The organism is Haloarcula sp. Atlit-7R (genome assembly GCF_003666065.1).
GTDB classification, from domain to species: domain Archaea; phylum Halobacteriota; class Halobacteria; order Halobacteriales; family Haloarculaceae; genus Haloarcula; species Haloarcula taiwanensis.
The window spans coordinates 157871-182278 of sequence record NZ_QXIK01000003.1; the positions used below are offsets into that span (position 1 = coordinate 157871).

Genomic DNA, 24408 nt, shown 5'->3' on the forward strand with positions numbered 1-24408 from the left:
AAAGCAGGTATACTTATGCAACATGTGAAGATTCCGCAGGACCGTATCGGTGTGTTGATCGGCGAGGGCGGTGAGACCATGCGCGAGATCGAGAAGCGCGCAGAGGTCCGACTGGATATCGATTCCGAGGACGGCACGGTGAAAGTCGAGTCCGTCGGCGACCCCGTGACGGCGCTAAAAGGCCCCGACATCGTGAAGGCCATCGGCCGCGGGTTCGCGCCCGACGACGCGCTGGCGCTGCTTGAGGACGACATGATGATGTTCGAACTCATCGATATCGAGGCCGCCTCCCGCAACAAGAACGACTTCCGCCGCCAGAAGGGCCGTCTCATCGGCGAGGGCGGCCGGACTCGGGAACTCATGCAGGAACTCTCCGGCGCGGCCGTCGTCATCTACGGCTCGACGCTGGGCATCATCGGCGGCCCCGAACAGGTCGACGCCGTGCGAGAAGCCGCCGAAATGATTCTCGACGGCGCGCCCCACGGCTCCGTCTACTCGTTCCTCGAACGCAAACACAACGAGATGAAGCACAAGGGCCTCGAATACCACCAGTTCACCGGGTAACGCCGGGAGTTCGGCCGCGTGGCTGTCGGCTGCGAGCCGCGGCGACAGCATCGGTTCGGGCGGTCGCCGTCAGGCAGTATCAGGTGCGCACCACACCGTTTTGCCGCAACAGACGCTACGTGGAGGTATGCCGACCATCGCCGAGACGCACATCGTCAACCGCGAGCGCGTCCAGCCGACTCACGCGAACAACTACCAGAGCGCCCACGGCGGCATCGTCATGAAGTGGATGGACGAAATCGGCGCGATGTCGGCTATGCGGGCCGCCAGAGAGACCTGCGTGACCGCACAGATGTCTCGCGTCGACTTCGAGCGCCCGATACCCATCGGTGACACCGCACTCATCGAGTCATACGCCTACGCTACTGGCCGAACTAGCGTCCGGGTCCGCATCGAGGTTGCCCGCGAGGAGCCACACACGGGCGAAACAGAAGAGACGACCAGCGCGTACGCCACCTTCGTCGCCGTCGACGACGGGGAACCGACGCCCGTCCCCGAACTGACCGCCGAAAGCGAGGAGTGCCGTGAACTGCGGGACAGAGCGCTGGCCGAGGAACCCGAGCGAGACTGAGGCGAGTCAGTCGGCTGGGAGGCGCGCCGGCCAACACTTAGACGCTGACGAACTTCTTGCTACGGCCTTCGGGCCGCTCGGCTATCTCTGGGAGTACGGTGAGCCACTGGCCGAGCGTACTCGCTCGGCGAGCCACGCTCGACTCGGACAGGTCCGTCTCGGCAGCCAGTACCGCCTTCAGCTCATCGTACGAGAGAGACCCGCGCTCCGCTATCACCGTCGCAAGGCGGTCGACAACTTCGACCTGTCGAAGGCCAGCGATGAGTCGCTCACGGGCCGCTTCGGTGTCACCCGACTCGTGCAGTCGGAGGTACTCGACGCCGTTCTTGGTCAACCCCCAGCGACGGACCTCACGACCGTCGACCGCCGTCGGCGTGTCCTCGTGTACAAACCCCAATACCGTACGAAGTCCACGTTACCCCCAATACTCCAATAAAGAACGCAACTCCGTACCACCACCGTGAATCAGGAGACCGACTGGATAACGTACTTGACATAGACTACGTGCTGGAACGTTGTTCGTTGGAGTGTATAGATTCAGTGACCCGACGATTTGGTTGATAACAGTACAGGATAGCTCTCCTGTACTTACCGAGGCTACTCACCACATCGAGGGGCAGAAGGAACAGTTTTCTCGATGATATGGCTCACGACCCACGACGACCGGGGCCAAATCCGCTGAATCCTCCACTCATATCTCGCCGTAGTCTGGTGGATCGCGCCACGGCGAGGAGACGATTTCATCGAGCTTGTCGAGTATCCGGTCTTGTTCGGCGGGGGACAGTTCATCAAGGTCGTCTTGGGCCGTCGAGGAGAGTTCCCACGTCCACCCGTCGTCACTCATCGCTCGTGCCGAACCGCTCACGGGCTTCCTCGGCGCTCGTCGTTCGTCCCTCGCGGATGTCTTCCTCGGCTTCGAGGAGCGCAACGAGTTCGTCGCGGTCGAACGTCGGGAACTCGACGGCGTCCCGAAGCGTGTACCGGATGAACTCGCTCCGACTGTTGAACCCGCGTCCCTGCCACGTATCGTCTATCTGTTCGAGGAACGACTCGGTGAGTTTGAAGTTGACCGTGGCGATGTCGTCTCCGCCGTCGTCGTTTGTGGCCGCTCCAGACATATAGACGTAATACGCTGGTCTTACCAATAGTCGTTTCGGCGGAGCCTCACTCACCGCGTAACCGATGTAGATAGACCGCATCGAGGGGGTATTCTATCACATTCCTGACTAAGATTCAGTCATCCCTTTGCGAGCGTTGATTAGCGAAATCAGGAGTGTCCCTTGAGGGGACGCGCCCCCGGTCGATTTCGGGTCTAATCCGCCGCTGTCTGTGAATTAGTTTGTGTGTGCTGACACTTTACCGAATCGCATTACGGCGAGGGATGCCCCGTTTAGCGAGAGACGCGAATCTTGAACGGGTTTCGTTCAGACGAGTGTAGACAGAAAAGTGTGCGTACAAGGAGTGTACGGCAGAAAGAGCCTAGGCCGGAATTTGAATCCGGGGTCTCGTCCTTACCAAGGACGCGCTTTACCGCTAAGCTACCCAGGCACGCATCAATGTGTATCCGGCAATTGTCTAAAGTCGTTTCGATTCGGGGCCGGTGTGTCGGTTAGTCTCAGTGGTCGGCGGCGGCCTCGGTCCCGTCGCCGGTTGGCTGTTCTGCCCCAGCTCGCGCTCGGAGCGCGTCAGCGACCTCCTCACCGAGCAGGTCGGCGTTCGACGGGAGGCCGTCGACGGCCAGCTCGGTCGCGTACTCGCGAAGCGTCGGGGTAGGTCGGATGCCGGCGGCAGTGACGCCAGCGACCACGGCGAGTTCCAGAATGTCCGTTTCCAGCGCGGTGTCGAGGCTTTCGTCGTCGGTCGTCTGGCGGACTGTCTGGTCGTGGCCAAACGAGCGGACGACAGCGACAGCAGCGTCGGCGGCCTCGGTTCTGGCGAGCAGGTAGAAGCCACGTGAGACGAGGATATCCGCGATAAGGATGTCCAAGTCGGCGGTGTCGCGGTCACCGTTGACCCAGGGGTCGTCCCGGGCCAGGTGCCGAGTGAGCGAGAGCCCCTCGTAGATGAGCTGGACGCCGGCGGCTCGGTCAGCGACGCCGTCAGCCAGATCGACCGGTGGGTCGCTGGTCGCGCCCGCGCTGACGAGCGTCAGGACGCCGGGCGCCAGCGACGCGTCGTCCAGGCGAGCGTCAATCCGCTCGTGAAGCCGGTCAGGCTCGACATCGTCGACTGCCGCCAACGCCGCTCGGCGAACTGCCGCCACTTCCTCCATTATGAGGGTCTAGCGACGGGAAGGGCAAAGACCTTTGGAAACCGCAGAGTCACAGCAGGCATGGTACAGACCACGAGCAGCGATGGTATCCGGACCCTGACGCTCGACCGGCCCGACCAGCGCAACGCGCTCACCAGCGCGGCGCTGCGTGACCTCGAAGCAGCAATCGAAGCAGCGACCGAGTCGGTGCTGTATCTCCACGGCGCTGGCGAGGCGTTCTGTGCCGGCGCGGACCTTACCGAAGTCAAGGCCCTCGATTCGGAGAGCGCCGAGACGTTCGCGGCGCTGGGCCAGCGGGTCGCTCACGCACTGGAATCCTACGACGGGGCCGTTGTTGCTGGTATCGACGGCGCGGCGCGGGGCGGCGGCGTCGAACTGGCGCTGGCCTGCGATATCCGTGTAGCGACACCCGATGCGACGCTGGCCGAAACCGGAGTCAAGCTCGGCCTGTTCGGCGCGTGGGGTGGGACGGCACGGCTCCCCGAGGTCGTCGGGACAGGCGACGCCTTAGACATCGCACTTTCCGGCCGAACGCTCGACGCAAAGACGGCGCTGCGGATGGGGCTGGTTTCGCGGCTCACTACGGAGCCACGGGCCGTCGCTGAGGAGTTAGCGGGCGTCGACGGGGACGCGCTTCGAGTGCTGAAAACACGGATCCGAGACGACGCGGACAAGGAGACACAGGAGCGGCGCGAGCAGCAGGCCTTCGCCGATCTCAACGCAAAGACCGAGTAGGCAAGGGTACAAGACGCCGCCTCGCATACGGGTTGGCAATGGTCGACTGTGAGTATTGCTCGGAATCGTTCGACGGCGAGGACGCCTACCTCGACCACCTCGCCGACGCCCACGACGGCGAGTTGGGGGCTATCGACCGTCGGCGCGTCGAGGCACAGACCGGCGGCGCAGACGGGAACGCCCTTCCGGTCGGCCCCATCGTTATCGGCGTCGTCGTCCTGTTCGCCGTCGGGCTCACGGCGTACGTGACCCAGCTGAGTGGCGGTGATGGCGGAAGTGGCGCAGATCTGGTCGGGACCGCAGGCGCACAGCCCCTTTCCACGGTCGAAGCCTCCGGAATCGAGGCGTCGTCGCTCAACGAGACCGGCGACAGCGACCGTCTGGCCGGCGTCCAGCAGTTCCCGGACCGGGGTGCCAACCACGTCGAAGAGGGCAGCGCCATCGGCTATCAGCGGGTTCCGCCGCTCTCCGGGACACACTATGCGTCGACGGTGGGTGCGGGCTTCTACGAGGCGACGCCGTTGCTTGGCTCGCTCGTCCACACGCTCGAACACGGCGCGGTCATCGTCTACTACGACCCCGACGAGATATCGCCCGGTGCCAGAGAGAGTCTTCGGGAGTTTTCCAGCACACACACCGGCACTTGGCGGAGCGTCGTCGTCGTCCCGAACCCCAGCGACGACCCCCGCGCACCCTACGTCATGACGGCGTGGCGACACGAGCTGACGATGGACGGCTACGACGCCGAGACCGTCCACGCGTTCCTCTCGGAGTACCTGGGCCGCGGCCCGGAGAACCCGGTCCGCTGAGGTGACTCAGTACAGCGGGTCCGGACCCGGCGGCATCGCTCGCTTGTGGGCGCTCGACTCGTGCATCTCGCGGACCGTCTCGACGGCGTCCGTCGGGACGCCGACGTGGTCGGCCGTCGCGGCCGCCGGGACGCCGCCGTCGACGTGCAGGGCGAGGATAGAGTCGAGCGTGTCGTAGTCCATCCCCATCTCGTCGGCGTCAGTTTGCCCGGCCCACATCTCGGCGCTCGCGGTCTTTTCGGCGAGGTCGTCGGGGACGCCGACGTGTTTCGCCAGCTGTCGGACCTGTTGTTTGTACAAGGGCGCGATAGGGTGACAGTCGACCGCACCGTCGCCGTATTTCGTGTAGTAGCCGACCAATGCCTCGCTCCGGTTTCCAGTCCCCAGTACCAGCGCCTGTTCGTGGTTGCCGGCGAGATAGTTCAGCACCGCTCGACAGCGAACCCGGAGATTGCCGACGGCAAGCTGGTCGCCCTCAGCGTCTGGATAGGCGTCGAGGAACGCGTCGACCAGCGGGTTGATTTCGATGACGTCGTACTCGATGCCGAGCAGGTCGTTAGCGACCCGCTCGGCGTCGCTCATGTTGTCCGCGCGGTTGGCCTCGCTGGGCATCACGAGCCCGTGGACGGCGTCGCGGCCGAGCGCCTCGACGGCCAGATGGGAGACGAGCGTGCTGTCGATGCCCCCCGACAGCCCCATCACGACGGTGTCGACGCCGGCGGCGTCGACCTGGTCCGTAATGAACGAGGTGATGTGGTCGCGGTGCGCCTCCAGCTCGGCGTCGGAAAACGACAGGTCCAGCGGCTCATCGGCACGGACAATGGATTCGGCCGTTGCCATGTCTACTGGTTGGACGGGCGGAACTAATACCCATCTATCGACGTGATATTTTCGGACGCGCGTCCAGTCAAAACGCTACGTTCAAGTGCGGCCGCTGTTGACAGTCCGGTACGAAGCACGCCGGCGGTTGGCGGTCCCGCAGGGGCCGCAAGCCCCGGTCACCGAGCGCCGGTGGTCCAGTGGTAGGACATTGCCTTCCCAAGGCAATAGCCCGGGTTCAATTCCCGGCCGGCGCATTCTGCGACGAACGGATGTGAGGAGCGAATGGGCTACAGAGGGAATTGAAGCACAGAAGACGCAGCACGAGCGAAGCGAGTGACCGTCTTCGGGCGGTTCAATTCCCGGCCGGCGCATTCTGCGACGAACGGATGTGAGGAGCGAATGGGCTACAGAGGGAATTGAAGCACAGAAGACGCAGCACGAGCGAAGCGAGTGACCGTCTTCGGGCGGTTCAATTCCCGGCCGGCGCATTCTGCGACGAACGGATGTGAGGAGCGAATGGGCTACAGAGGGAATTGAAGCACAGAAGACGCAGCACGAGCGAAGCGAGTGACCGTCTTCGGGCGGTTCAATTCCCGGCCGGCGCACTCCCTTCGGTCGTTTCCCGCCCGATGTTCGCAATCGCTCTGCGATTGCTCACTCCCGGCCAGCGAATTGTACTGCGAACCGCCCGAAACCGACAGGGAGAGCCGAAACGGGGCACGCACGGACAGCCCTGCGGAGGGTTCTAGGTACGTAGGGTGAACAGTTATGTCCGAAGAATGTAAATCACGTTAACATATGCCTCGACCATCCACTCGGCCACACAACCCCCTGCTGGAGTGTAAGGAATGCAACGAGCCGGTAATCAAGACAGCCGACGGGAAGTTCGAGTGCGTGGAGTGCGGGTGGCAGCCCGAGGCCGAACGCATGGACTCGTAACCGGCCGTCTCGGTCGCTTCGTGTGCGTGCGAGCCGATAGCTGGGGCAATCAGCGCCCCGTCCTGTTCTGCTGTGGCGAGTGAGGTCACTCGGCGTGAACCCGCGGACCGCGGGATACTTGTCGGGGCCGGGCATACCCAGTGCCAACAGATGGACGCGCCGCTGTGGACGGAGACACACGCCCCGGAGTTGTCGGATATCCGCCAGCCGAAGGCCCGCGAGCACCTACAGGGAGCCATCGAGGAGCCGATGAACCTCCTGGTCCATGGGCCGAAAGGCAGCGGGAAGACGGCCGCTGTCCGGGCTTTTGTCCGAGAGGTTCACGAGAATCCCGACGCGGACTTCACCGAACTCAATATGGCCGACGTGTTCGGCATGACAAAAAAGGAGGTCGCCAACGACCCGCGGTTCGCGTCGTTCATCGACAGCAAGCGACGGCGCGAGTCCTCGAAAGCCGACCTCATCAACCACGTTCTCAAGGAGTCGGCCAGCTACTCGCCGGTGTCGGGCAGCTACAAGACCATCCTGCTGGACAACGCCGAGGGGATGCGCGAGGACTTCCAGCAGGCGCTGCGCCGAGTGATGGAGCAGTACTACGAGGCGACGCAGTTCGTCATTGCGACGCGCCAGCCCTCTGCTGTTATTCCGCCGATCCGCTCGCGGTGTTTCCCGGTCGTGATGCGCGAGCCGACCCACGAGGAGACGGTGTCGGTACTTGAGGACATCGTCACCGCGGAGGGGGTCGACCACGACGACGACGGCATCGAGTACGTCGCCGGCTACGCGGAGGGGGACCTCCGGACGGCCGTGCTGGCCGCTCAGACGACCGCCGAGGCGGAGGGCGAAGTGACGATGGACGCCGCCTTCGAGACGCTGAACGCCGTCGAGGCCGACGACCAGGTCGAGCAGATGGTCGAGGCGGCCGAGAACGGGCGCTTTACCGACGCGCGGTCGACGCTCGACGACCTGCTCGTCGACGAGGGCTACGGCGCGTCCGACGTGCTCGACGACGTGCTGGACGTGGCCCGGTCGCGCTACTCCGGGGACCGACTCGCGGAGGTCCACCGACTGGCCGGCGAGACGGACATGGCGCTGGTCGACGCCGCCAGCGAGCGAATCCACCTCTCGCGCCTGCTGGCACAGCTGGGCCAGCAGTAGGCCGCTCTCGACCGAACGTGCCGCCACGGCGGACCTCGGCGGAGCCGCCGGACAGCGTCAGGACGCGGTAGCAGGGAATCGCGGACGGAGACGGCGTCAACCGCTTCGAAATCCTTTTACGCGCTTCGGCGGGTAGATACGGACAACGAACCATGGATATCGACATCATCGAAGAAGACGAGAATCCCATGTTGCACCGCACGGACGTCCGGTTCGAGGTCGTCCACGACGAAGCCACCCCCTCCCGTCTCTCTGTCCGCGACTCTCTTGCGGCCACGCTGAACAAGGACGCCGAGGAAGTCGTCATCCACAAGCTCGACACCAAGTTCGGCATGCGGAAGACGGTCGGCTACGCGAAGGTCTACGAAAGCCCCGAGTACGCCCGTGACGTCGAGCAAGACCACATGCTCGAACGCAACAAGATTGTTGCCGACGGCGAAGAGGAAGCGGAGGAAGCATAGATGCCACACAACGAGTACTACAACGACGACGGCGAACTCGACCGCGAGACCTGTCCCCGGTGTGGCGACACCGTCCTCGCCGAACACGAGGACCGCCAGCACTGCGGGAAGTGCGGCTACACCGAGTGGAAGTAAGGCTGCCCGATGCGCGTTCTGGGTATCGAAGGAACCGCCTGGGCAGCCAGTGCTGCGGTGTTCGAGACGCCGGACCCGGCCCGGGCGACCGACGACGACCACGTTTTTATCGAGACTGACGCCTACGCGCCGGATAGCGGCGGCATTCACCCGCGCGAGGCCGCCGAACACATGGGCGAGGCCATTCCGACCGTTGTCGAGATGGCCATCGAACACGCACACGAGCGGGCTGGCGGTGCAAACGGGGACGACAGCGCGCCAATCGACGCGGTGGCCTTCGCTCGTGGCCCGGGACTTGGCCCCTGCCTGCGTATCGTCGCCACAGCCGCTCGGGCGGTCGCCCAGCGGTTCGACGTGCCGCTAGTCGGCGTGAACCACATGGTCGCCCACCTCGAAGTGGGCCGCCACCGGTCGGGCTTCGACTCGCCGGTGTGTCTCAACGCCTCCGGCGCGAACGCCCACATCCTGGGCTATCGGAACGGCCGGTACCGGGTGCTGGGCGAGACGATGGACACCGGCGTCGGCAACGCCATCGACAAGTTCACGCGCCACGTCGGCTGGTCCCACCCCGGCGGACCGAAGGTCGAAAGACACGCCCGCGACGGCGAGTACCACGAACTGCCCTACGTGGTCAAGGGGATGGACTTCTCCTTCTCGGGCATCATGAGCGCCGCCAAGCAGGCCGTCGACGACGGCGTCCCAGTGGACGATGTCTGTCGCGGCATGGAGGAGACCATCTTCGCCATGCTGACGGAGGTGGCCGAGCGGGCGCTGTCGCTGACCGGTGCCGACGAACTGGTGCTCGGCGGCGGCGTCGGCCAGAACGACCGCCTCCAGCGGATGCTCGGCGAGATGTGCGAGCAACGCGGCGCAACGTTTTACGCCCCCGAACACCGCTTCCTGCGGGACAACGCCGGCATGATCGCGATGCTGGGGGCGAAGATGTACGCGGCCGGCGACACCATCGCTATCGAGGACTCCCGTATCGACTCGAACTTCCGGCCCGACGAGGTGGCCGTCACCTGGCGCGGGGCCGAGGAGTCCGTCGACCGCCGCCGCGCGGCCGAAACGGAGGTCCAGGGCGCGGAGGCGACGGTCCGCTTCGAGGGCGACCGCGTGGTCAAGGAACGGGTCCCACGGAGCTACCGCCACCCGCGACTCGACGAGCGCCTGCGGACCGAGCGCACCAGACAGGAAGCCCGGCTCACCAGCGAGGCGCGCCGCCACGGCGTCCCGACGCCGCTGGTCCGGGACGTGGACCCGCAGGACGCCCGCATCGTCTTCCAGCGCGTCGGCGAGACCGACCTCCGCGAGGGGCTGTCCGAGTCGCGGGTCGCCGACGTGGGCCGCTGGCTCGCCCGCATCCACGACGCCGGCTTCGTCCACGGCGACCCGACGACGCGAAACGTCAGGGTCGGCAGCTGGGACCGACAGGGAGACCAGACCTTCCTCATCGATTTCGGCCTCGGCTACTACACGCAGGAGGCAGAGGACCACGCGATGGACCTCCACGTCCTCGCCCAGTCGCTCGCCGGGACCGCCGACGACCCCGAGACGCTGCTGTCGGCCGCCGAGGATGCCTACCGGACTGAGAGTGACCACGCCGATTCGGTGTTCGCCAGCCTCGACGACATCGAGGGTCGTGGCCGATATCAGTAGGATATGAACCACGGGCGGTGCTGAGTTGCGGTCGGCGGAGCAAGCATACCGCGGCCTCCGGCCGCGATTTCACGCGAATCGCTCCACGATTCGCGCTTTTTTTCGCCCGCGTTTTTCGAGTCAAGCGGGACTGAAGGTCCCGCTGACCATGCGAACGGGCGCTTCGCGCCCGTGAGCAGAGAGCCGTCCCCGCAGCGAGCGAAGCGAGCGAGGAACGGTGACGACGAAGAAGGTGGTGGACAAATGGTTTAACCTCGGCCCGAGTAGAACGCAGTATGGCAGAAAAACCCCAGTCGGGAACGTTGTTCGGCGTGCCGTACAACTTCGAACGACCGAGCCTCAAGCGGTTGGTGTCGGCCTATTGGAAGCCGGGCGATGACATGCTGGTCGAAAAGCCGTTCGGCATCGGCTACACGCTGAACCTGGCGAACTGGCGCTCGTGGGTCGTGCTGGCGGTCGCTGGCGTGATGCTGTACCTCGAACGCGGCGGCAGCAGCGAGGAGTTCGAGTCCGAAAGCGAGGACGAGCCGGTCGAAGTCGTTGTCGACTGACTGCTGTTTCGACGGCTCTTTTATCGCCGGCCGCTGTGTGCCGGTATGCTCAATTTTGTCACGACTAACCCCGGGAAAGTCCGGGAGGCGACCGAGTATCTCGACGACGATGTCCAGCAGTTCGACTTCGACTACCCGGAGGTCCAGGCCGACGACCTGCGAACGGTCGCGGCAGAGGGGGCACGAGCGGCCTATCACGCAGCGGGCGGGCCGGTCATCGTCGACGACGCGGGGCTGTTCATCGACGCCTTCGATGGGTTCCCCGGGCCGTACTCCTCCTACGTCGAGGGAACCGTCGGCGTGGAGCGCGTCTGGCGCATGACGGAGCCGGAGGACGACCGCGGCGCAGCGTTCAAGACAGTCATCGCCTACTGCGACGGTGAGGGCTTCGAGGCGACGCCGGACCCGGACGGCATCGACCGCGAGGACCGGCGCGGACAGGACCTGTCGGCCGACGCCCGCGGCGCAGCGACGACTGACGAGCAGGTTCACGACGGGAGCGCAAAGAGCAGCGAGACAGTGCCGGTAAAGCTGTTCGAGGGGCGTGTGAACGGCGAAATCGTCGCCCCGCGCGGCGAGGGTGGGTTCGGCTTCGACCCCATCTTCGAACACGACGGGACGACCTTCGCGGAGATGAGCACCGAGCAGAAGAACGCCATCTCCCACCGTGGGCGAGCGCTGGCGAAGTTCGCGGAGTGGTACGGTGAGCGGTAGCGACGTGTCGGTCGTCGGGACCGGCGGCACCGCGTTGATAACCGGTGCATCGGCGGGTATCGGCGAAGCGTTAGCGCGTGAGTTCGCGGCACGCGGCCACGACGTAGTGCTGGTCGCCCGGAGCGAGCGGAAACTGGAGCGGCTGGCCGAGGACCTCGAAACAAGGGGAGTCACAGCGACTTCTATTGTGATGGACCTCGACCACGCGACGGCCGCCGAATCGCTGTACGAGGAGGTGACCGAGCGCGGTCTAACCATTGATGTCCTCGTTAACAACGTCGGCGTGGGGACATACGGCCCGTTCGCCGAAAGTGATCTGTCGGAAGAGCGGACGCAGTTGCGCCTGAACGTCATGCTTCCGGTCGAATTGACCCGACTATTCATCGACGAGTTCGACGATGGCGGTGCGGTTATCAATATGGGTTCAGTCGCCGGATTCCAGCCGGGGCCGAACCTCGCCGGCTACTACGCAAGCAAAGCGTACATCAACAGCTTCAGCGAAGCGCTCGCAGAGGAATGCCGGGAAACACCGGTCGACGTGACGGTGGTTTGTCCCGGCCCAGTCGACACAGCGTTTCAGGAGCGAGCAGGGATGACGGACTCGACGGTCGGGTCGGTTGCCACGAACTCGCCCGAAGCCGTCGCATCGGCGGCGTATACCGGGGCCGCGGCTGGTGAGACTATCGTCATTCCGCGGCGGTCGATGCGGCTTATCGACCGATTGGTGCGGGTGACACCGCGCTGGGTCGTTCGGCGCGTTGCAGCGCTGGTCAACCAAGACAGGTAGAGAATCAGTTCCGAGACTGCCGTTGAATCCAGTGTTCGTCTCGCCTCCTGTCTGGTTTTCGTCCGCCGGTTCCTTTTCAATCTCCGAGAATTGGACTCGAACCTTATTATACAGTGTAAAAAAAAGGAGCGTATGCTCACAGCCCTCGTCGAACAGTACAAGTCGGTGATACGTGGATCACTCGATATTTTCGGTGTCTCCGGTTCAGTCGAGCGGAAGGTGCTCGCGGCCGTCGGTCTGCAGTTTGCCGCGTCTGTCGCACTGGCAGTTGTCTCGCTCGTCGCCAGCGGGACCGTCCGGTTCGTCGTCACGGGCGTGTTGCTGGCTGGCGCTATCGTCGCGTTCGCTAATACGGTGTTTATCACCCGCGAAGACTTCGTCGAGCCCATCACAGCGATGGCCGCGGGTGCGGACCATATCGCGGCTGGCGAACTCGACGTGGAACTGCCCGAGAGCGAGCGCGACGACGAGGTCGCCGAACTGCTCTCCTCGTTTCGCTCGATGCAATCCTATCTGCTGACAGTGTCCGAACAGGCCGACGCGCTCTCCCGGCAGGAGTTCGACGCTGACGTCCTCAACGAGGACGTGCCCGGGACCTTCGGCCAGTCGCTGGAGAAGATGGCCGCTAGTATGGACGACTACACCACGGAACTCCAGACGATGACCAGCGACCTCGAACGGCGCTCCCAGGCGCTTAACGACCTCGTCGTCGCCTTCGGTGACGCTGCTGAGCGGGCGAAAGACGGGGACCTGACGGCCACGATAGACAAGGACTTCGACGCCGACGACGAGCAGTTCGACGCCGTCGTCGAGAACTACAACGACCTCGTGACGACGCTCGGAGGAACGGTAGCAACCGTCGCCGCGTTCGCGGAAGACGTCGACGAGACAAGCGATCACGTCACCCGAAGCATCGAAGAAATCGACGACGCGAGCGACGAGATTTCTCGGTCGATTCAGGAAATCTCGGCTGGAGCCAGCCAGCAGGCGTCGCGTCACGACGACGTTGACTCGGAAATAAATACGCTGTCTGCCACCGTCGAAGAGATCGCCGCGACCGCCGAGAACGCGGCTGACACCGCAGAGAAGGCGACACAGCGAGGGCGCGAGGGACGCGCGGACGCCGAGCAGGCAATCGACGAACTCGACGAGATGGAGGCCCGCATCGACGATATCGCCGTCGCAGTCGAAAGTCTGGTCGACCAGATCAGCGAGATCGACGACATCGTCGAGGTCATCACAGACATCGCCGAGCAGACCAACATGCTCGCGCTAAACGCCTCCATCGAGGCGGCCCGCGCGGACGCAAGCGGGGACGGGTTCGCCGTCGTCGCCGACGAGGTGAAAACACTCGCAGAAGAGACCCGCGACGCCGCAACAGACGTGTCAGACCGGATACAGGCAGTCCAGCACGAGGCCAGCGAGACCGTCAGCGACGTGGAGGCGACGAACCAGCAGGTGACCGACAGCGCCGCGACAATCGAGTCGGCGCTCCGGGACTTCGAGGACATCGTCGACGTGCTCGGCGAGGTCAACGCCTCGATTCAGGAGATATCGGGAGCCACCGCCGAGCAGGCGGAAACCACGCAGGAGGTCGTTGATATGGTCAACGAGGTCGCCGAAGTGAGCGAGCAGACAAACGAGGAGTCAGAGGCCGTTGCCGCCGCGACAGAGGAACAGACCGCGACGATTACCGAAGTGACCACCGAGGTACAGGGGATGGCAACACAGACCGACGAGTTGCGTGAGGTGCTTGCGGAGTTCGAGGTTGCAGAGGACGCAGCAAGGCCATCGAGGACCGTTTCTGCACCCACGATAACGACCGCTGACGACTGAGTCCTCGCTACGCACGCGGGTCCCGGTCTGGACCGGGATACTCGCCGTTCTCGACGACTGAATACAGTGACTCCGGATCGAACAGGCGAGCAAAGGCATCCGGCGGTCTGACACTCAGGGATATATGACGGTTGAGCGACGCGCTGGTCCGGGCGCTACGCAGGTCGTCCGCATAGGACAGGAGGTGCTGTGCGCCGCCCCGGTAAGCCGAGGCCAGCGCGGGATGGTCACCGGCCGGGTGGTCAACGATATCGCAGTCAGGTTCGATCCGCGCCCGCCAGTCGGCCGCCAGATCGGCGTCAGCAAGGTCGGTGATGACGGCAGCGGCATCATCTAACAGGTGGTCGCTCGCGACGAGCGTGACCCACGAGTGCCGGCGGACGTGGTCGATAGCGGCACGGGCATCGCTGTCTGGCCCACACAACAGGTCGGCCGCGAGGACATCGGCATCGGCAACGACACGCGCTGGCGACGACTCATGCATCGTCCGTGTCCTCCGCGCGGTGCGCTTCAAGCGCCGCACAGACAGCGTCGACCGTAGTCTGGTGGTCTGCCGCGCGTTCAAACAGCGTCGCCCAGGTCATACGAGAAGGCAGTGGTCGAACGATGAAAAACCCGTGCCGTCTGTCGTCTGTCGCGCGCCTGTCTGACGGGCATTTATGCCTACCGGTAGCATTCCACCCGGTACGGGCGCGCTTCCACGGCTGCAGTGGATGTCGGTGACACTGCGTGCCATCCTATCCTCCCCAGGCGCGCCCGGACACCGCGATCCTCCCTTTCATATCCTACTTCCCCCCGGCTTTCGTCGAAGACAGCGAAACTGTCAGTCTGAGAGGGACTGCGGCAGAGCGGACCCGGGAAGTTTCAGGCTGATGCGTCGCCCCGGAGCGTTGCCCGGATGTCGTCCAGCCCGCCGGGGTCGGCCATAATGGCGACGCTGTCGCCGGGCTCGATCTCGGTCTGTGGGAGCGGAATCGTCATCGGTTCGTGATCCTTTCCGTGGGCGTAGATGCGGGCGTCGCCGGGGAGGTCCACCTCAACGACTCGTTTGCCGACGAACGGCGAGTCATCGGGGATTCGGATACTCGCGACCGATAGCTGTTCGGTCAGGTCGGCGAGAACGTTGAAGTCACCGCCAAGCAGTGCCGTCTTCGCGCCGGCCGCGCCCAGCCGCTCGGGGTAGATTATCTCGTCTACGTCAGCGGCGTACTTCTCGTAGATTTCCTCGCGGTAGTCGGCGTCGATTCGTAGAACAGTTCGACAGCCGAACTCTTTGCCGATCATACAGGCAGTGAAGTTCGTGTTCAGATCGCCCGTGAGGCCGCCGATAGCGTCTGCGCTTTCGATGCCGGCATCGACGAGGACGCTTTCCTCGTTGCCATCACCCTGGATAGTCTCGAATCCGGTTTCCCTGGCCCGTTCGACCTTCACAGGGTCGTTGTCGACGATAATGACTTCATGGCCCTCGCTTTGCAGAATCCGTGCGGTCCGGATGCCGACGCGGCCATAGCCAACAATAACAAACTTCATGGACTACGGTACGACGGCCACCATTAAAAATGTGAACGGGTGACAGGGTGACGGGGCTTAGCTTTCTGACGTCGCGTTTCCTTCAGTCCCGTTGTCCGTTTCGTCAGTTTCGTCGCCTTCGTCAGCCTCCTCAGTCTCATTGGCTGGCGGTTCTTCAGTTTCGTCGGCGGGCGGCTCTTCGGTCTCGTTCGCTGGTGGCTCTTCGGTCTCGTTGGCTGGTGGCTCGATAGTGATCTCGGCGAACGCACCGTCGTCGCGCGTGAAGACGCTATGGATGTACGTGTCCGGCCCGACACCGGTCGTGTCGACGGTAAACGTCACGTCAGCAGATTCGTTCGCGTCGAGGCTCACGGACTCAGAGACCAGCGGCTGGCCGCTCAGTCGGAACTCGACGCTCTGGGTCGTGTTGAACTCGTTCGGGTTGGCGACAGTTGCGGTGACCGTGACGTTGTCACCGGCGGTGGCGTTCGTCGGTGCGTCGAGGCTCTCCAGCGTGAACGAGTCAGAGATGGTAACCGCGGCGACCTGTCCGTCGTCGCTGGTGAAGACACCGTGGCGGTAGTCACCGGGTTCGATGCCGGTCGTGTCCGCCGAGAACTGAACGGTTGCGCTCTCGTTGGGCTCAAGCGTGACGAGCGTCCGGTCGACGACAGCCCCGTCGAACCGGAAGGCCACGGATTCAGTCACCGGGGTGTTTTGATTGTTCGTGACCGTCGCGGCCACGTCAGCAGTCGAGTTGGGAGCGACGCTCTGTGGTGCGGTCAGGGAGTCGAGAGTGACCCCCGTGTTTGCGGCTTGTTCTGACGGCGATTCCTGTTGCGCTGTCATGCCCGGTACGGCCCCGACCTGTGCGGTGAGGCCGACGACGACGAGGAGCGCAGCGAAAACGGCGAGTGTGCGAGTTCGTATCATGGTTCGATTCTGCGGTGATCGGCAGGCAATGCGAACTGTTCGACGGGTGAACGACACATAAACCGGCGAGACAGTTCAGCAGAGAATAATAACCTGCTAAGCCGTTCGCTGTGACTGCTGGCTCGGGAAAGTGAGACTGAGCGATAGATACGTGGTATTGAAAATTTTTGCCGGTGATTAAGCTCTCGGCAGAGAAGCGCGTGCGCTGGCGAGAGATGGCGGAAAGCAGCCGTTATTTTCGCTTAGTACGAATAGCCATAGGACAACCACACATACAGACGACCGCCGCAGCGACCCGAGCGAACAAGACGGCGGGTGCTACCCTACACTGACAGCGCCCTTTCGACACCGGTTTACCCGTCGACAGTAGAGGATGGGATGACCATGCGCGTGACGTTTCTCGGGACGAGTGGGGCCGTGCCGACGACCCAGCGCAACACGAGCAGCATCTTCGTCAACCGCGACGGCGACTACCTCCTCTTCGACTGCGGCGAGGGCACACAGCGACAGATGATGCGCTTTGGGACCGGCTTCGCTATCGACCACCTGTTCGCCACGCATCTCCACGGCGACCACGTCCTCGGGATTCCGGGCCTGCTCCAGACGTGGGACTTCAACGAACGCGACCGCGCCATCGCCGTCCACACGCCGGCGGGCACGCGCGGGAACATCAAACAGCTCATTCAGGCCAACGGGACGACACCGTCGTTTCCCGTCCGCATCAACGAGGTGTCGGCTGGAGACGTCGTCCTCGACCGGCCGGAGTACGAGATTCGAGCCATCGAGACGGCTCATCGCTGTGCCAGCGTCGGCTACGTCCTCGACGAGGACGACCGGAAGGGGAAGTTCGACCGGGAGAAAGCCGAAGAAGAGTTCGGCATCCCGCCGGGGCCGAAATACTCCAAGCTCCACCGCGGTGAGGCCATCGAACACGAGGGCGAGACCATCCAGCCGGAGGCCGTCGTCGGGCCGCCCCGTCCCGGTCGGCGGTTGGTCTACACCGGCGACACGCTGCCGACCGAGAGCGTCATCGAAGCGAGCGAGGGCGCTGACCTGCTGGTCCACGACGCCACCTTCGCCGAGGACCGGAAAGAGCGGGCGAAGGCGACAGCCCACTCTACTGCCCGGGAGGCCGCCGACGTAGCGCGACAGGCCGGCGCGTCGACACTGGCACTGACGCACATCTCGACGCGTTACGCCGCGAGCGCCGACAAGCTAGTTGACGAAGCTCGGGACGCGTTCGACGGCGAGGTCGTGCTCGCCGAAGACGGGATGGAGCGCCGCGTCGAGTTCCCGGACGCGGGCGAATCCTGATGAGATAGTGCAGCATTTATTCGTTGAAGCAGTAGCGGAGCCATGACATACCGATTAGTCCACGTCGGTCTGGGGGGCCAAGGGTCCACCTGGGCGACGGACGCGATCCCACCGAACGTTCGCGACGACCGGATCGAGGTCGTCGCCGCGGTCGACACCGACCCCGAGCGGCACGAACTGGCCGAGCGGGAACTCGGCCTGTCGCCCGAAGAGTGTTACGCCGACCTCGAAACCGCGCTCTCTGAGCGGCCGGCCGACATCTGTTCTATCGTGACGCCGCCGTCGACACACGAGGCCGTCGTGGAGACGGCACTCGCCCACGACCTGCATATCATTTCGGAGAAGCCGATTGCCGACACGCTGGAGGCGTCGGTCCGCGTCGCCGAAAAAGTCGACGAGGCCGGCAAAAAAATGGGCGTTACGATGAGCCACCGGTTCGACCGGGACAAGGCGACGTTCCAGCGGGCCGTCGAGGACGCCGGCCCCGTCGATTATCTGACGGCGCGGTACACGGGGAACGTCCGCGAACGAGACTTCTACGCCGACTACGTCTACGAAATGGAGAACATGCTGTTGCTCGACGGCGCAATCCACCACCTCGACATCCTCGCGTCGCTGGCCGATTCGCCCTGTGAGCGGGTGTATGCCGAAACGTGGACGCCCGAGGAAGCCGACTACGACGGTGACTGCACCGGCTTCGTGACGCTGCATTTCGCCGACGGGACCCGCGCCCAGTACGAGGGCAGCTACGCCAACGCGACGACGCTGAACGGCTGGGGACACGAACAGTTCCGCGCCGAGTGTGCGGACCAGACCGTCGTCCTCGACCGCCGCGACGTCGAGCGGTTCCACGCCGAGGACTACCACACCGGGAACTTCGAGAGCATCGGCAAGGGCGACGGCGAGTCAGTGCCGCTGGCCGAGCGCCCCCACTGGAAGAACGCCTGGCTCATCGAGCAATTCTGTGACTGGATTGGCGGCGGTGACCCGATGCCGACGAACGTCGACAGCGTCCTCCAGTCGATGGCTATCGTCTTCGCCGCCATCGAGAGCAGCGAGACTGGCGAGGCCGTCGACGTGCAAGCGCTGCTTGAGGACGCCCGCGCGAACGCCTGAGCCGCTCGGTCGCTCTTATGCCGATTCGCCGCGGAACACGTCGTCCCGTTGTTCGTACTCCATCTCCTCACAGACAGCGGCGGCCACGTCCGCGCCCCACTCGCGTTCGACGAGGTGGACGGCGAGATCCAGACCGGACGTGACGCCGCCACAGGTCAGCACGTCGCCGTCGTCGACAACCCGGGCATCGGCCACGGTCGCGTCCGTCGCTCGCAGGTCCTCGAGTGCACCGCCGTGTGTCACCGCCGGCCGACCGTCGAGCAGGCCGGCGCGGGCAAGCACCATCCCGCCGGTACAGACGCCGGCGACGGTCGCGCCGCGGTCGTGGGCTGCCGCCACAGCCTCGGGTAGGTCTCCGCGCTCGGTCTCCATCCAGACGCCAGCATCGCTTCGGTCGTTCCACCCGCCGCCAGCAACGACAAGCAGGTCCGGGGTCACGTCGGCGAGCGGGCCGTCCGGTTCGACCCGGAGTCCGTGGCTCGCGGTGACGGTCCCGCTCTCCCGGACTGAACGGAGGGTCACGTCCCACGACGCGCCAAAGCGCGCCGCGTTCTCGAACACCTCGTAGGGGCCGATTGCGTCCAGTTCGTCGAACCCGTCGAAACAGGCGATTGCGACAGCGTCCATGCCCACAAGATGGGTGACAGCGAGAAATAGCCGGTGGCTTCAGGTGATTTGGTATCATACAGCAGGCAGCCGGAGTGTTCTTTGGGGACGCCACCGAGCGAACAGGTATGTCCCACCCGTTTCACATCGTCGACGTGTTCGCCCGGGAGCGATACACCGGGAACCAGTTGGCCGTCGTGACCGACGCCGGCGACCTGCACGAGGACGAGATGCAGGCCATCGCCGCCGAGATAGACTACTCGGAGACGACGTTCGTCACCGGGGAGCCAAGCGACGGCGCGTGGCCGGTCCGTATCTTCACGCCCGCAGCCGAGATACCCTTCGCCGGCCATCCAACCCTCGGAACGGTACAGGTCATCCGAGACCAGATCGCTGACGGAACCCCCGAAACGGTGACGCTGGACCTGCCCGTCGGTGAGGTCCCGGTCGACATCGGGGAGCGCGACGGCCGCGAGACGCTGTGGATGACACAGCGGGCCCCCGAGTTCGGTGAGCAGTTAGCCCACGAAGACCTCGCTGCCGTCCTCGGCCTGTCGGCTGACCGACTGGACCACGATTGGCCGGTGGAAATCGTCTCGACGGGGCTGGCGACAATTGTCGTCCCGGTGGCCGACCGCGACGCGCTGGAAGCCATCGATGTGGATCGGGACGCCTACGACGCCGTGACCGGCGACCGCGACGCGAAGAACGTCCTAGCAGTCTGTCGAGCGCCGCGGAGCGAGGCCAACGACCTCGCAGTCCGCGTGTTCGCGCCGTTCTACGACGTGCCCGAGGACCCCGCGACCGGCTCCTCGAACGGCTGTCTCGCGGCCTACCTCGCCCGCCACGAGATGCTCGGGAGCCCTGCCGTCGAGGCCCGTGTCGAGCAGGGCTACGAGATGGGGCGACCGTCGCTGTTGCATCTCTCGACTGACGGCAGCGGCGAGGATATCAACGTCCGGGTCGGCGGCAGCGTCGTTCCCGTTGCTCGCGGTGACCTGCTGTAACTGGCCGCGCCACCGGCGGTACCGCCACACTCATTTCGACCCGTCCACAACGCCGCGGCATGGATCTCGCACACACCGCTATCTGCGTCTCGGACCTCGACCGTGCGATAGAGTTCTACGACACGCTGGGCTTCGAGGAAACGAACCGCTTCACGTTAGACGGCGTCGAGAACGTCTACCTCGGCCGGGGCGGCGACGGTGACCTGCAATTGCGTTACGACCCGGACCGGACCACCCCGATTGCCCCAAACCGCGCCGACGTGGACCACATCGCGTTCACCGTCGACGACGTCGAGGGGACCTACGAGACGGCCATCGACGCCGGCGCTGCGCCGGTCCTCGAACCGACGGAAGTCGACGCCGCTGATGCCTTCGCCGCGTTCGTCGAAGACCCCGAGGGGTACACGCTCGAGTTCTACCGCTGGCTCTGAACGGCAGCGACAAACGGCCAGCGCTCACCCGAGCAGGGAGCGAGCGCGACTGCGCCACAGCGTTGCCGTCCGAGCAGCGACGAGTCTGGCCGGTGAGGACACGGCGACGAGGAAGCCGCCGAAGCCGGCGAGACACGTCACGGCGGCCACGCTGGCGACGACAATCGGAGAGAGACCAGCGCGCGTGAGGCCAGCGACTGCACCGGTCGTGAGTGCGAACGAGACGCCGAGGCCGACGGTGAGGGCTGTTGCTACCCCGGGTTCGAGCGGAATCCGTCCGAAGACAGACCGGGAGTAGTAGAGGACGTACCCGAAGATGACCAGATTCATCACGCCGTACCCGGCGGCCCCGGCGACAGCTCCGAACTCCGCACCGAATATCGCCGGGACTGGAACGCTGAACGCCAGTCCGTAGAGCTTTGTCCGAAAGCTCACGCTCGGTTTCCCGACCCCTTCTATGGCATGTGACGTGAGCGTCCAGAAGCCACGGAGGATGTTCACGCCGCCGACGAGCAGGACCGTCGCCGAGAAGACACCCTCCGAGCCGGTGAAGGCGATCCGTGCGACCACGTCGTGTGCGGCCAGCAGGTAGCCGAACACGACGAACGTGACGCCCGTTCCGCCGGTGACCGCACCGTCGAGGTAGGCGAGACGCGTGTCGCCGACAGAGGAGTCCCCGCTGACCTTCGTGAGTAGCGGAGAGGAGAGATGCCAGGAAATCGTCGCGCCGAAGTCGGCGAACCGATCGGCCGCCTCGTAGATACCGACGGCCGCTGGGGTCGCGACGATGCCCAGTACGTACACCGGCATGTTGTACGACAGGCGGTCGAAAATCTGGTCCGGAATGCTCCACTTGGCGAAGTCCCAGGCACGCTCGATGGCGTGTCGGTCGGGCAGCGTCGGGACGACACCCAGCGCGACGGCGACCGGACCGAGCACCGCCAGCCGGACGCCGGCAACAACAAGTAGCAGGTCGACGGCGGTCGTCAGTGTCGGAGCCAGCGCCAACAGGACGACGAGTTGGATGGCGCTCTGCGTGCTGGTGAGCCACGTCTCCACGCTCGGGTAGCCGATGGCACCGACCAGGCTAGACACAATCATCGACACCGCGACCGAAAGCGCGTAGAGGCCGATTGGGACGAGCAGTCCCGGCGAAACCACCGTGTTGCGGACGATTACACCAGCCAGCGCAGCCACGATCACACCGACGATGAGAAGATACCCGAGGGCGAACAGCGCCGCCAGACCGAGATACGGACCGACGAGTTCACCCCGTTCGCTGCCGACCTTCTTCAGCGCCTGGCTGATGCCCCGAATCGGACGCAGGACCAGCGAGACAGAGAGGGCGATGAAAAAATAGGTCCCGGTCGCCGCAGGTGACGTGACGAACGCGTAGACGATGCCACTGAGAACGAACAGCGTCGTTGACACCAGCGCTCCGCTGGTCGTCCGAATCGAGGAGTCCAGCAAGTCGATCTCGTCACCGTCGCGCTGTTCGACCATCGACCGAGTATCAGTACTGGCGGCGGGAAAACGGTGCGGTGGTTACACTACGCTGTTAGAAGCGGTCGCTCCTCACTCGCAGTCAGTCATAAAAATACTCGCTCACGGTTCACTGTGCGCACGGTTCGCGTTTTCTGAGGTTCGCACACCGTTCGAACCTCGCTACGCCAGGACTGGGATTTGAACCCAGAATCCCAGATGGGAACACGCTTTCCAGGCGTGCGCCTTACCAGATTCGGCCATCCTGGCACGCACTTCGAGAGTGCGAGGGCGGGCGATTAAGGGCTTTCGTTTCCGACCAGCCGTGGCTGCAGACGGTAGGAGGCGAGCGTCGCACCGATGCCGACGGCGACGGCGACACCGGCTTTGGCCGGTATTGACACCGGAATCCCGGCCAGCAGTTCGTACCCCTGGACGAGAACCAGAAACGCGAGGCCCCCGACGACGCCCCACAGGAGGCTGGCCTTCGTTCGCGGGTCCATCAACGCCCTCCGCTCCGTGCTGTTGTCTCGGCAGGGACTGTCCGTGCGAGCCGTCGCATACACGAAGCGGGGGCCGCCGCGGCTAAAACCCCGCCGAAATCGGCGCAGGCCAGTGACAGATACAAGTATCGAGAGGACGCCGTCGGGACGGGCGCGACGCAGGCGCGTCGAGTCAGACCAGCACGTCGACCTCGTACCCCTCGTCGGTGAGCGCGTCGATGAGTTCGTCGACGTGGTCGTGGCCGCGGGTCTCAAGGTCCAGTTCGACCTCGGCCGAACTCATCGCCACGTCGCGACTGGTCCGGTCGTGCTCGATGCCGTAGATGTTGACTTGCTCGCGTGACAGGACCTCGACGAGTTCTTCCAGCGCGCCGGGTTGGTCCTGGAGGACGGTCCGAATCTTGAGATAGCGGCCGGTCTCGACGAGGCCGCGCATGATGACGTTGGTCAGCATATTCAGGTCGATGTTCCCGCCACACAGCGCGGGGACGATTGTCTCGTCGTCCTCGAAACCGAACTTCTCCTCCATGACGGCGGCCAGCGCCACGGCACCCGCGCCCTCAGCAAGCGTTTTCGAACGCTCTAACAGCGTCGTCAGCGCGACAGCGATTTCCGAGTCCGACACCGTCACGACCTCGTCGACCCGCTCACTGATGACCGCAAACGTCTGCTCGCCGACGGTACGAGTGGCGATACCGTCGGCGATGGTCTCGACACTGTCACGCTCAATGCGATAGCCCTTCTCCAGTGACTCCGCGACGCTTGACGCCCCCTCGGCCTGAACGCCGATAACGCGAATATCTTCGTCTTTGCCCTTCAGCGCTGTGGCGATACCGCTGATGAGTCCGCCGCCGCCGATTGGCACGACGACCGTATCAACGCCGGGGAGGTCCTCGTAGATTTCCAGTCCGATGGTCCCCTGCCCCGCCATCACTTTCTCGTCGTCGAAGGCGTGGACGTAGGTCCGGCCCTCCTCTCGCTCAAGGTCGTGGGCGTGTTCGGCGGCCGCGTCGTAGTCCCGACCGTGAAGGACCACGTTGCCACCGTAGCTTCGGGTCGCCTTCACTTTCGAAACCGGGGCCCGTTCCGGCATCACGATTTTCGAATCAACGCCGATTCGCGTGGCGGCCAGTGCGACCCCCTGGGCGTGGTTACCGGCGCTCGCTGTGACGACGCCAGCTGCCCGCTCGGCGTCCGAGAGCGACGCGATGCGGTTGGTCGCGCCCCGTATCTTAAACGACCCCGTACGCTGGAACAGCTCGAGTTTGAGATGGATATCCGCGCCCGTCATCGCGGAAAAGGTGTGCGAGTAATCCAGCGGTGTGTGTCTGGCTGTCTCAGAAACAGTGTCCTGTGCTGCGAGGACATCCTCAAATGAGAGCATGGGAGTGGCTATTCACCGGATCATGTTATACTGTCGGCCGACCATGCAGTATCGGCGGTTGGGACAGCCGGGACTGCTCGGGTAGTGTCCTGAAACGGAAAGGGGGAGCG

General features: G+C 64.4%; 28 protein-coding genes, 3 tRNA genes and 1 pseudogene. 18 read left to right on the forward strand and 14 right to left on the reverse strand.

Annotated elements, in window-relative coordinates; genetic code table 11:
- The first annotated feature begins 15 nt into the window (after positions 1-15).
- Both D3D01_RS08035 and D3D01_RS08040 read left to right on the forward strand, forming a co-directional pair.
- Positions 16-564, forward strand: a complete 549-nt coding sequence (locus tag D3D01_RS08035; protein ID WP_121511836.1) for a KH domain-containing protein — start codon at positions 16-18, stop codon at positions 562-564.
- 127 nt (positions 565-691) lie between these two features.
- Positions 692-1135, forward strand: coding sequence for an acyl-CoA thioesterase (locus D3D01_RS08040; protein ID WP_101351212.1), 444 nt, complete (start codon positions 692-694; stop codon positions 1133-1135).
- Between the two features lie 37 nt (positions 1136-1172).
- Here the strand turns inward: D3D01_RS08040 and D3D01_RS08045 are convergent, their stop codons facing one another.
- The 5 genes and pseudogenes from D3D01_RS08045 to D3D01_RS08065 all read right to left on the reverse strand — a co-directional run bounded on the left by D3D01_RS08045 (position 1173) and on the right by D3D01_RS08065 (position 3407).
- Complete coding sequence (locus D3D01_RS08045) at positions 1173-1532, reverse strand: hypothetical protein (RefSeq protein ID WP_121511837.1); 360 nt, start codon at positions 1530-1532, stop codon at positions 1173-1175.
- 300 nt (positions 1533-1832) lie between these two features.
- A pseudogene (locus tag D3D01_RS08050) lies at positions 1833-1979 on the reverse strand (type II toxin-antitoxin system RelE/ParE family toxin); the annotation flags it as partial.
- Positions 1972-2253, reverse strand: coding sequence for a ribbon-helix-helix domain-containing protein (locus D3D01_RS08055; RefSeq protein WP_121511838.1), 282 nt, complete (start codon positions 2251-2253; stop codon positions 1972-1974). The pseudogene D3D01_RS08050 and the gene D3D01_RS08055, both read right to left, overlap by 8 nt.
- A 358-nt stretch (positions 2254-2611) precedes the next feature.
- Positions 2612-2683 (reverse strand) — tRNA-Thr (locus D3D01_RS08060).
- Between the two features lie 67 nt (positions 2684-2750).
- Positions 2751-3407 carry a hypothetical protein gene (locus D3D01_RS08065; protein ID WP_121511839.1) on the reverse strand — a complete coding sequence of 219 codons (657 nt, stop codon included), beginning with the start codon at positions 3405-3407 and terminating at the stop codon, positions 2751-2753.
- A gap of 60 nt (positions 3408-3467) precedes the next feature.
- On the opposite strand from D3D01_RS08065, the gene D3D01_RS08070 reads away from it, so the two are divergent.
- Together D3D01_RS08070 and D3D01_RS08075 are read left to right on the forward strand one after the other, a co-directional pair.
- Positions 3468-4142: an enoyl-CoA hydratase/isomerase family protein gene (locus D3D01_RS08070; RefSeq protein ID WP_101351215.1), complete on the forward strand. Its 675-nt coding sequence runs from the start codon at positions 3468-3470 to the stop codon at positions 4140-4142.
- A 38-nt stretch (positions 4143-4180) separates the two neighbouring features.
- Positions 4181-4951 (forward strand): DUF3105 domain-containing protein, encoded by a 771-nt coding sequence (locus tag D3D01_RS08075; RefSeq protein ID WP_121511840.1) that lies wholly within the window; start codon positions 4181-4183, stop codon positions 4949-4951.
- A gap of 6 nt (positions 4952-4957) precedes the next feature.
- Here D3D01_RS08075 and D3D01_RS08080 read toward each other — a convergent pair whose 3' ends face one another.
- Complete coding sequence (locus D3D01_RS08080; RefSeq protein ID WP_101351217.1) at positions 4958-5791, reverse strand: NAD+ synthase; 834 nt, start codon at positions 5789-5791, stop codon at positions 4958-4960.
- 165 nt (positions 5792-5956) lie between these two features.
- On the opposite strand from D3D01_RS08080, the gene D3D01_RS08085 reads away from it, so the two are divergent.
- From D3D01_RS08085 to D3D01_RS08125, 10 genes are all read left to right on the forward strand, one after another.
- Positions 5957-6027 (forward strand) — tRNA-Gly (locus D3D01_RS08085).
- 544 nt (positions 6028-6571) lie between these two features.
- Positions 6572-6712: a hypothetical protein gene (locus D3D01_RS23665; RefSeq protein ID WP_158600448.1), complete on the forward strand. Its 141-nt coding sequence runs from the start codon at positions 6572-6574 to the stop codon at positions 6710-6712.
- A 150-nt stretch (positions 6713-6862) separates the two neighbouring features.
- A complete protein-coding gene (locus D3D01_RS08090; protein WP_121511841.1) occupies positions 6863-7870 on the forward strand; it encodes an AAA family ATPase in 1008 nt (335 codons plus the stop codon).
- Positions 7871-8022: 152 nt separating this feature from the next.
- On the forward strand, positions 8023-8331 hold the full coding sequence (locus D3D01_RS08095; protein ID WP_121511842.1) for a 30S ribosomal protein S24e: 309 nt from the start codon (positions 8023-8025) through the stop codon (positions 8329-8331).
- Positions 8332-8466 carry a 30S ribosomal protein S27ae gene (locus tag D3D01_RS08100; protein WP_004516109.1) on the forward strand — a complete coding sequence of 45 codons (135 nt, stop codon included), beginning with the start codon at positions 8332-8334 and terminating at the stop codon, positions 8464-8466.
- 9 nt (positions 8467-8475) lie between these two features.
- Positions 8476-10125, forward strand: a complete 1650-nt coding sequence (locus D3D01_RS08105) for a bifunctional N(6)-L-threonylcarbamoyladenine synthase/serine/threonine protein kinase (protein WP_121511843.1) — start codon at positions 8476-8478, stop codon at positions 10123-10125.
- A 275-nt stretch (positions 10126-10400) separates the two neighbouring features.
- Positions 10401-10676, forward strand: a complete 276-nt coding sequence (locus tag D3D01_RS08110; protein WP_004590574.1) for a DUF5808 domain-containing protein — start codon at positions 10401-10403, stop codon at positions 10674-10676.
- Between the two features lie 45 nt (positions 10677-10721).
- On the forward strand, positions 10722-11390 hold the full coding sequence (locus D3D01_RS08115) for a non-canonical purine NTP pyrophosphatase (RefSeq protein WP_121511844.1): 669 nt from the start codon (positions 10722-10724) through the stop codon (positions 11388-11390).
- A complete protein-coding gene (locus D3D01_RS08120) occupies positions 11380-12177 on the forward strand; it encodes an SDR family oxidoreductase (protein WP_121511845.1) in 798 nt (265 codons plus the stop codon). The genes D3D01_RS08115 and D3D01_RS08120 overlap by 11 nt, the downstream gene beginning before the upstream one ends.
- 132 nt (positions 12178-12309) lie before the next feature.
- Complete coding sequence (locus tag D3D01_RS08125; protein WP_121511846.1) at positions 12310-14013, forward strand: methyl-accepting chemotaxis protein; 1704 nt, start codon at positions 12310-12312, stop codon at positions 14011-14013.
- A 7-nt stretch (positions 14014-14020) separates the two neighbouring features.
- On the opposite strand, the gene D3D01_RS08130 is transcribed toward D3D01_RS08125, so the two are convergent.
- The 3 genes from D3D01_RS08130 to D3D01_RS08140 form a co-directional block, all read right to left on the reverse strand.
- A complete protein-coding gene (locus D3D01_RS08130; protein WP_121511847.1) occupies positions 14021-14497 on the reverse strand; it encodes a hypothetical protein in 477 nt (158 codons plus the stop codon).
- A 380-nt stretch (positions 14498-14877) separates the two neighbouring features.
- Positions 14878-15543 (reverse strand): TrkA family potassium uptake protein, encoded by a 666-nt coding sequence (locus tag D3D01_RS08135; RefSeq protein WP_121511848.1) that lies wholly within the window; start codon positions 15541-15543, stop codon positions 14878-14880.
- A gap of 57 nt (positions 15544-15600) precedes the next feature.
- Positions 15601-16455, reverse strand: a complete 855-nt coding sequence (locus D3D01_RS08140; RefSeq protein WP_121511849.1) for a hypothetical protein — start codon at positions 16453-16455, stop codon at positions 15601-15603.
- A 378-nt stretch (positions 16456-16833) separates the two neighbouring features.
- Here D3D01_RS08140 and rnz point away from each other — a divergent pair, with 378 nt between their 5' ends.
- Positions 16834-17769, forward strand: coding sequence for a ribonuclease Z (gene rnz / locus D3D01_RS08145; protein WP_121511850.1), 936 nt, complete (start codon positions 16834-16836; stop codon positions 17767-17769).
- A gap of 42 nt (positions 17770-17811) precedes the next feature.
- Positions 17812-18885: a Gfo/Idh/MocA family protein gene (locus D3D01_RS08150; RefSeq protein ID WP_121511851.1), complete on the forward strand. Its 1074-nt coding sequence runs from the start codon at positions 17812-17814 to the stop codon at positions 18883-18885.
- A 15-nt stretch (positions 18886-18900) separates the two neighbouring features.
- Here the strand turns inward: D3D01_RS08150 and D3D01_RS08155 are convergent, their stop codons facing one another.
- Complete coding sequence (locus tag D3D01_RS08155; protein WP_121511852.1) at positions 18901-19512, reverse strand: DJ-1/PfpI family protein; 612 nt, start codon at positions 19510-19512, stop codon at positions 18901-18903.
- Positions 19513-19619: 107 nt separating this feature from the next.
- Here D3D01_RS08155 and D3D01_RS08160 point away from each other — a divergent pair, with 107 nt between their 5' ends.
- Together D3D01_RS08160 and D3D01_RS08165 are read left to right on the forward strand one after the other, a co-directional pair.
- Positions 19620-20498: a PhzF family phenazine biosynthesis protein gene (locus tag D3D01_RS08160; RefSeq protein WP_121511853.1), complete on the forward strand. Its 879-nt coding sequence runs from the start codon at positions 19620-19622 to the stop codon at positions 20496-20498.
- Between the two features lie 59 nt (positions 20499-20557).
- The gene (locus tag D3D01_RS08165; RefSeq protein ID WP_101351230.1) at positions 20558-20929 is read left to right on the forward strand and encodes a VOC family protein; all 372 of its coding nucleotides are present in this window, start codon (positions 20558-20560) and stop codon (positions 20927-20929) included.
- Positions 20930-20953: 24 nt separating this feature from the next.
- Here the strand turns inward: D3D01_RS08165 and D3D01_RS08170 are convergent, their stop codons facing one another.
- The 4 genes from D3D01_RS08170 to ilvA form a co-directional block, all read right to left on the reverse strand.
- Positions 20954-22432, reverse strand: coding sequence for a transporter (locus D3D01_RS08170; RefSeq protein ID WP_101351231.1), 1479 nt, complete (start codon positions 22430-22432; stop codon positions 20954-20956).
- Between the two features lie 165 nt (positions 22433-22597).
- Positions 22598-22681 (reverse strand) — tRNA-Ser (locus D3D01_RS08175).
- Positions 22682-22710: 29 nt separating this feature from the next.
- Positions 22711-22914 carry a hypothetical protein gene (locus tag D3D01_RS08180; RefSeq protein WP_101351232.1) on the reverse strand — a complete coding sequence of 68 codons (204 nt, stop codon included), beginning with the start codon at positions 22912-22914 and terminating at the stop codon, positions 22711-22713.
- A 172-nt stretch (positions 22915-23086) separates the two neighbouring features.
- Positions 23087-24298, reverse strand: a complete 1212-nt coding sequence (ilvA, locus tag D3D01_RS08185) for a threonine ammonia-lyase (protein WP_121511854.1) — start codon at positions 24296-24298, stop codon at positions 23087-23089.
- Positions 24299-24408 lie beyond the last annotated feature (110 nt).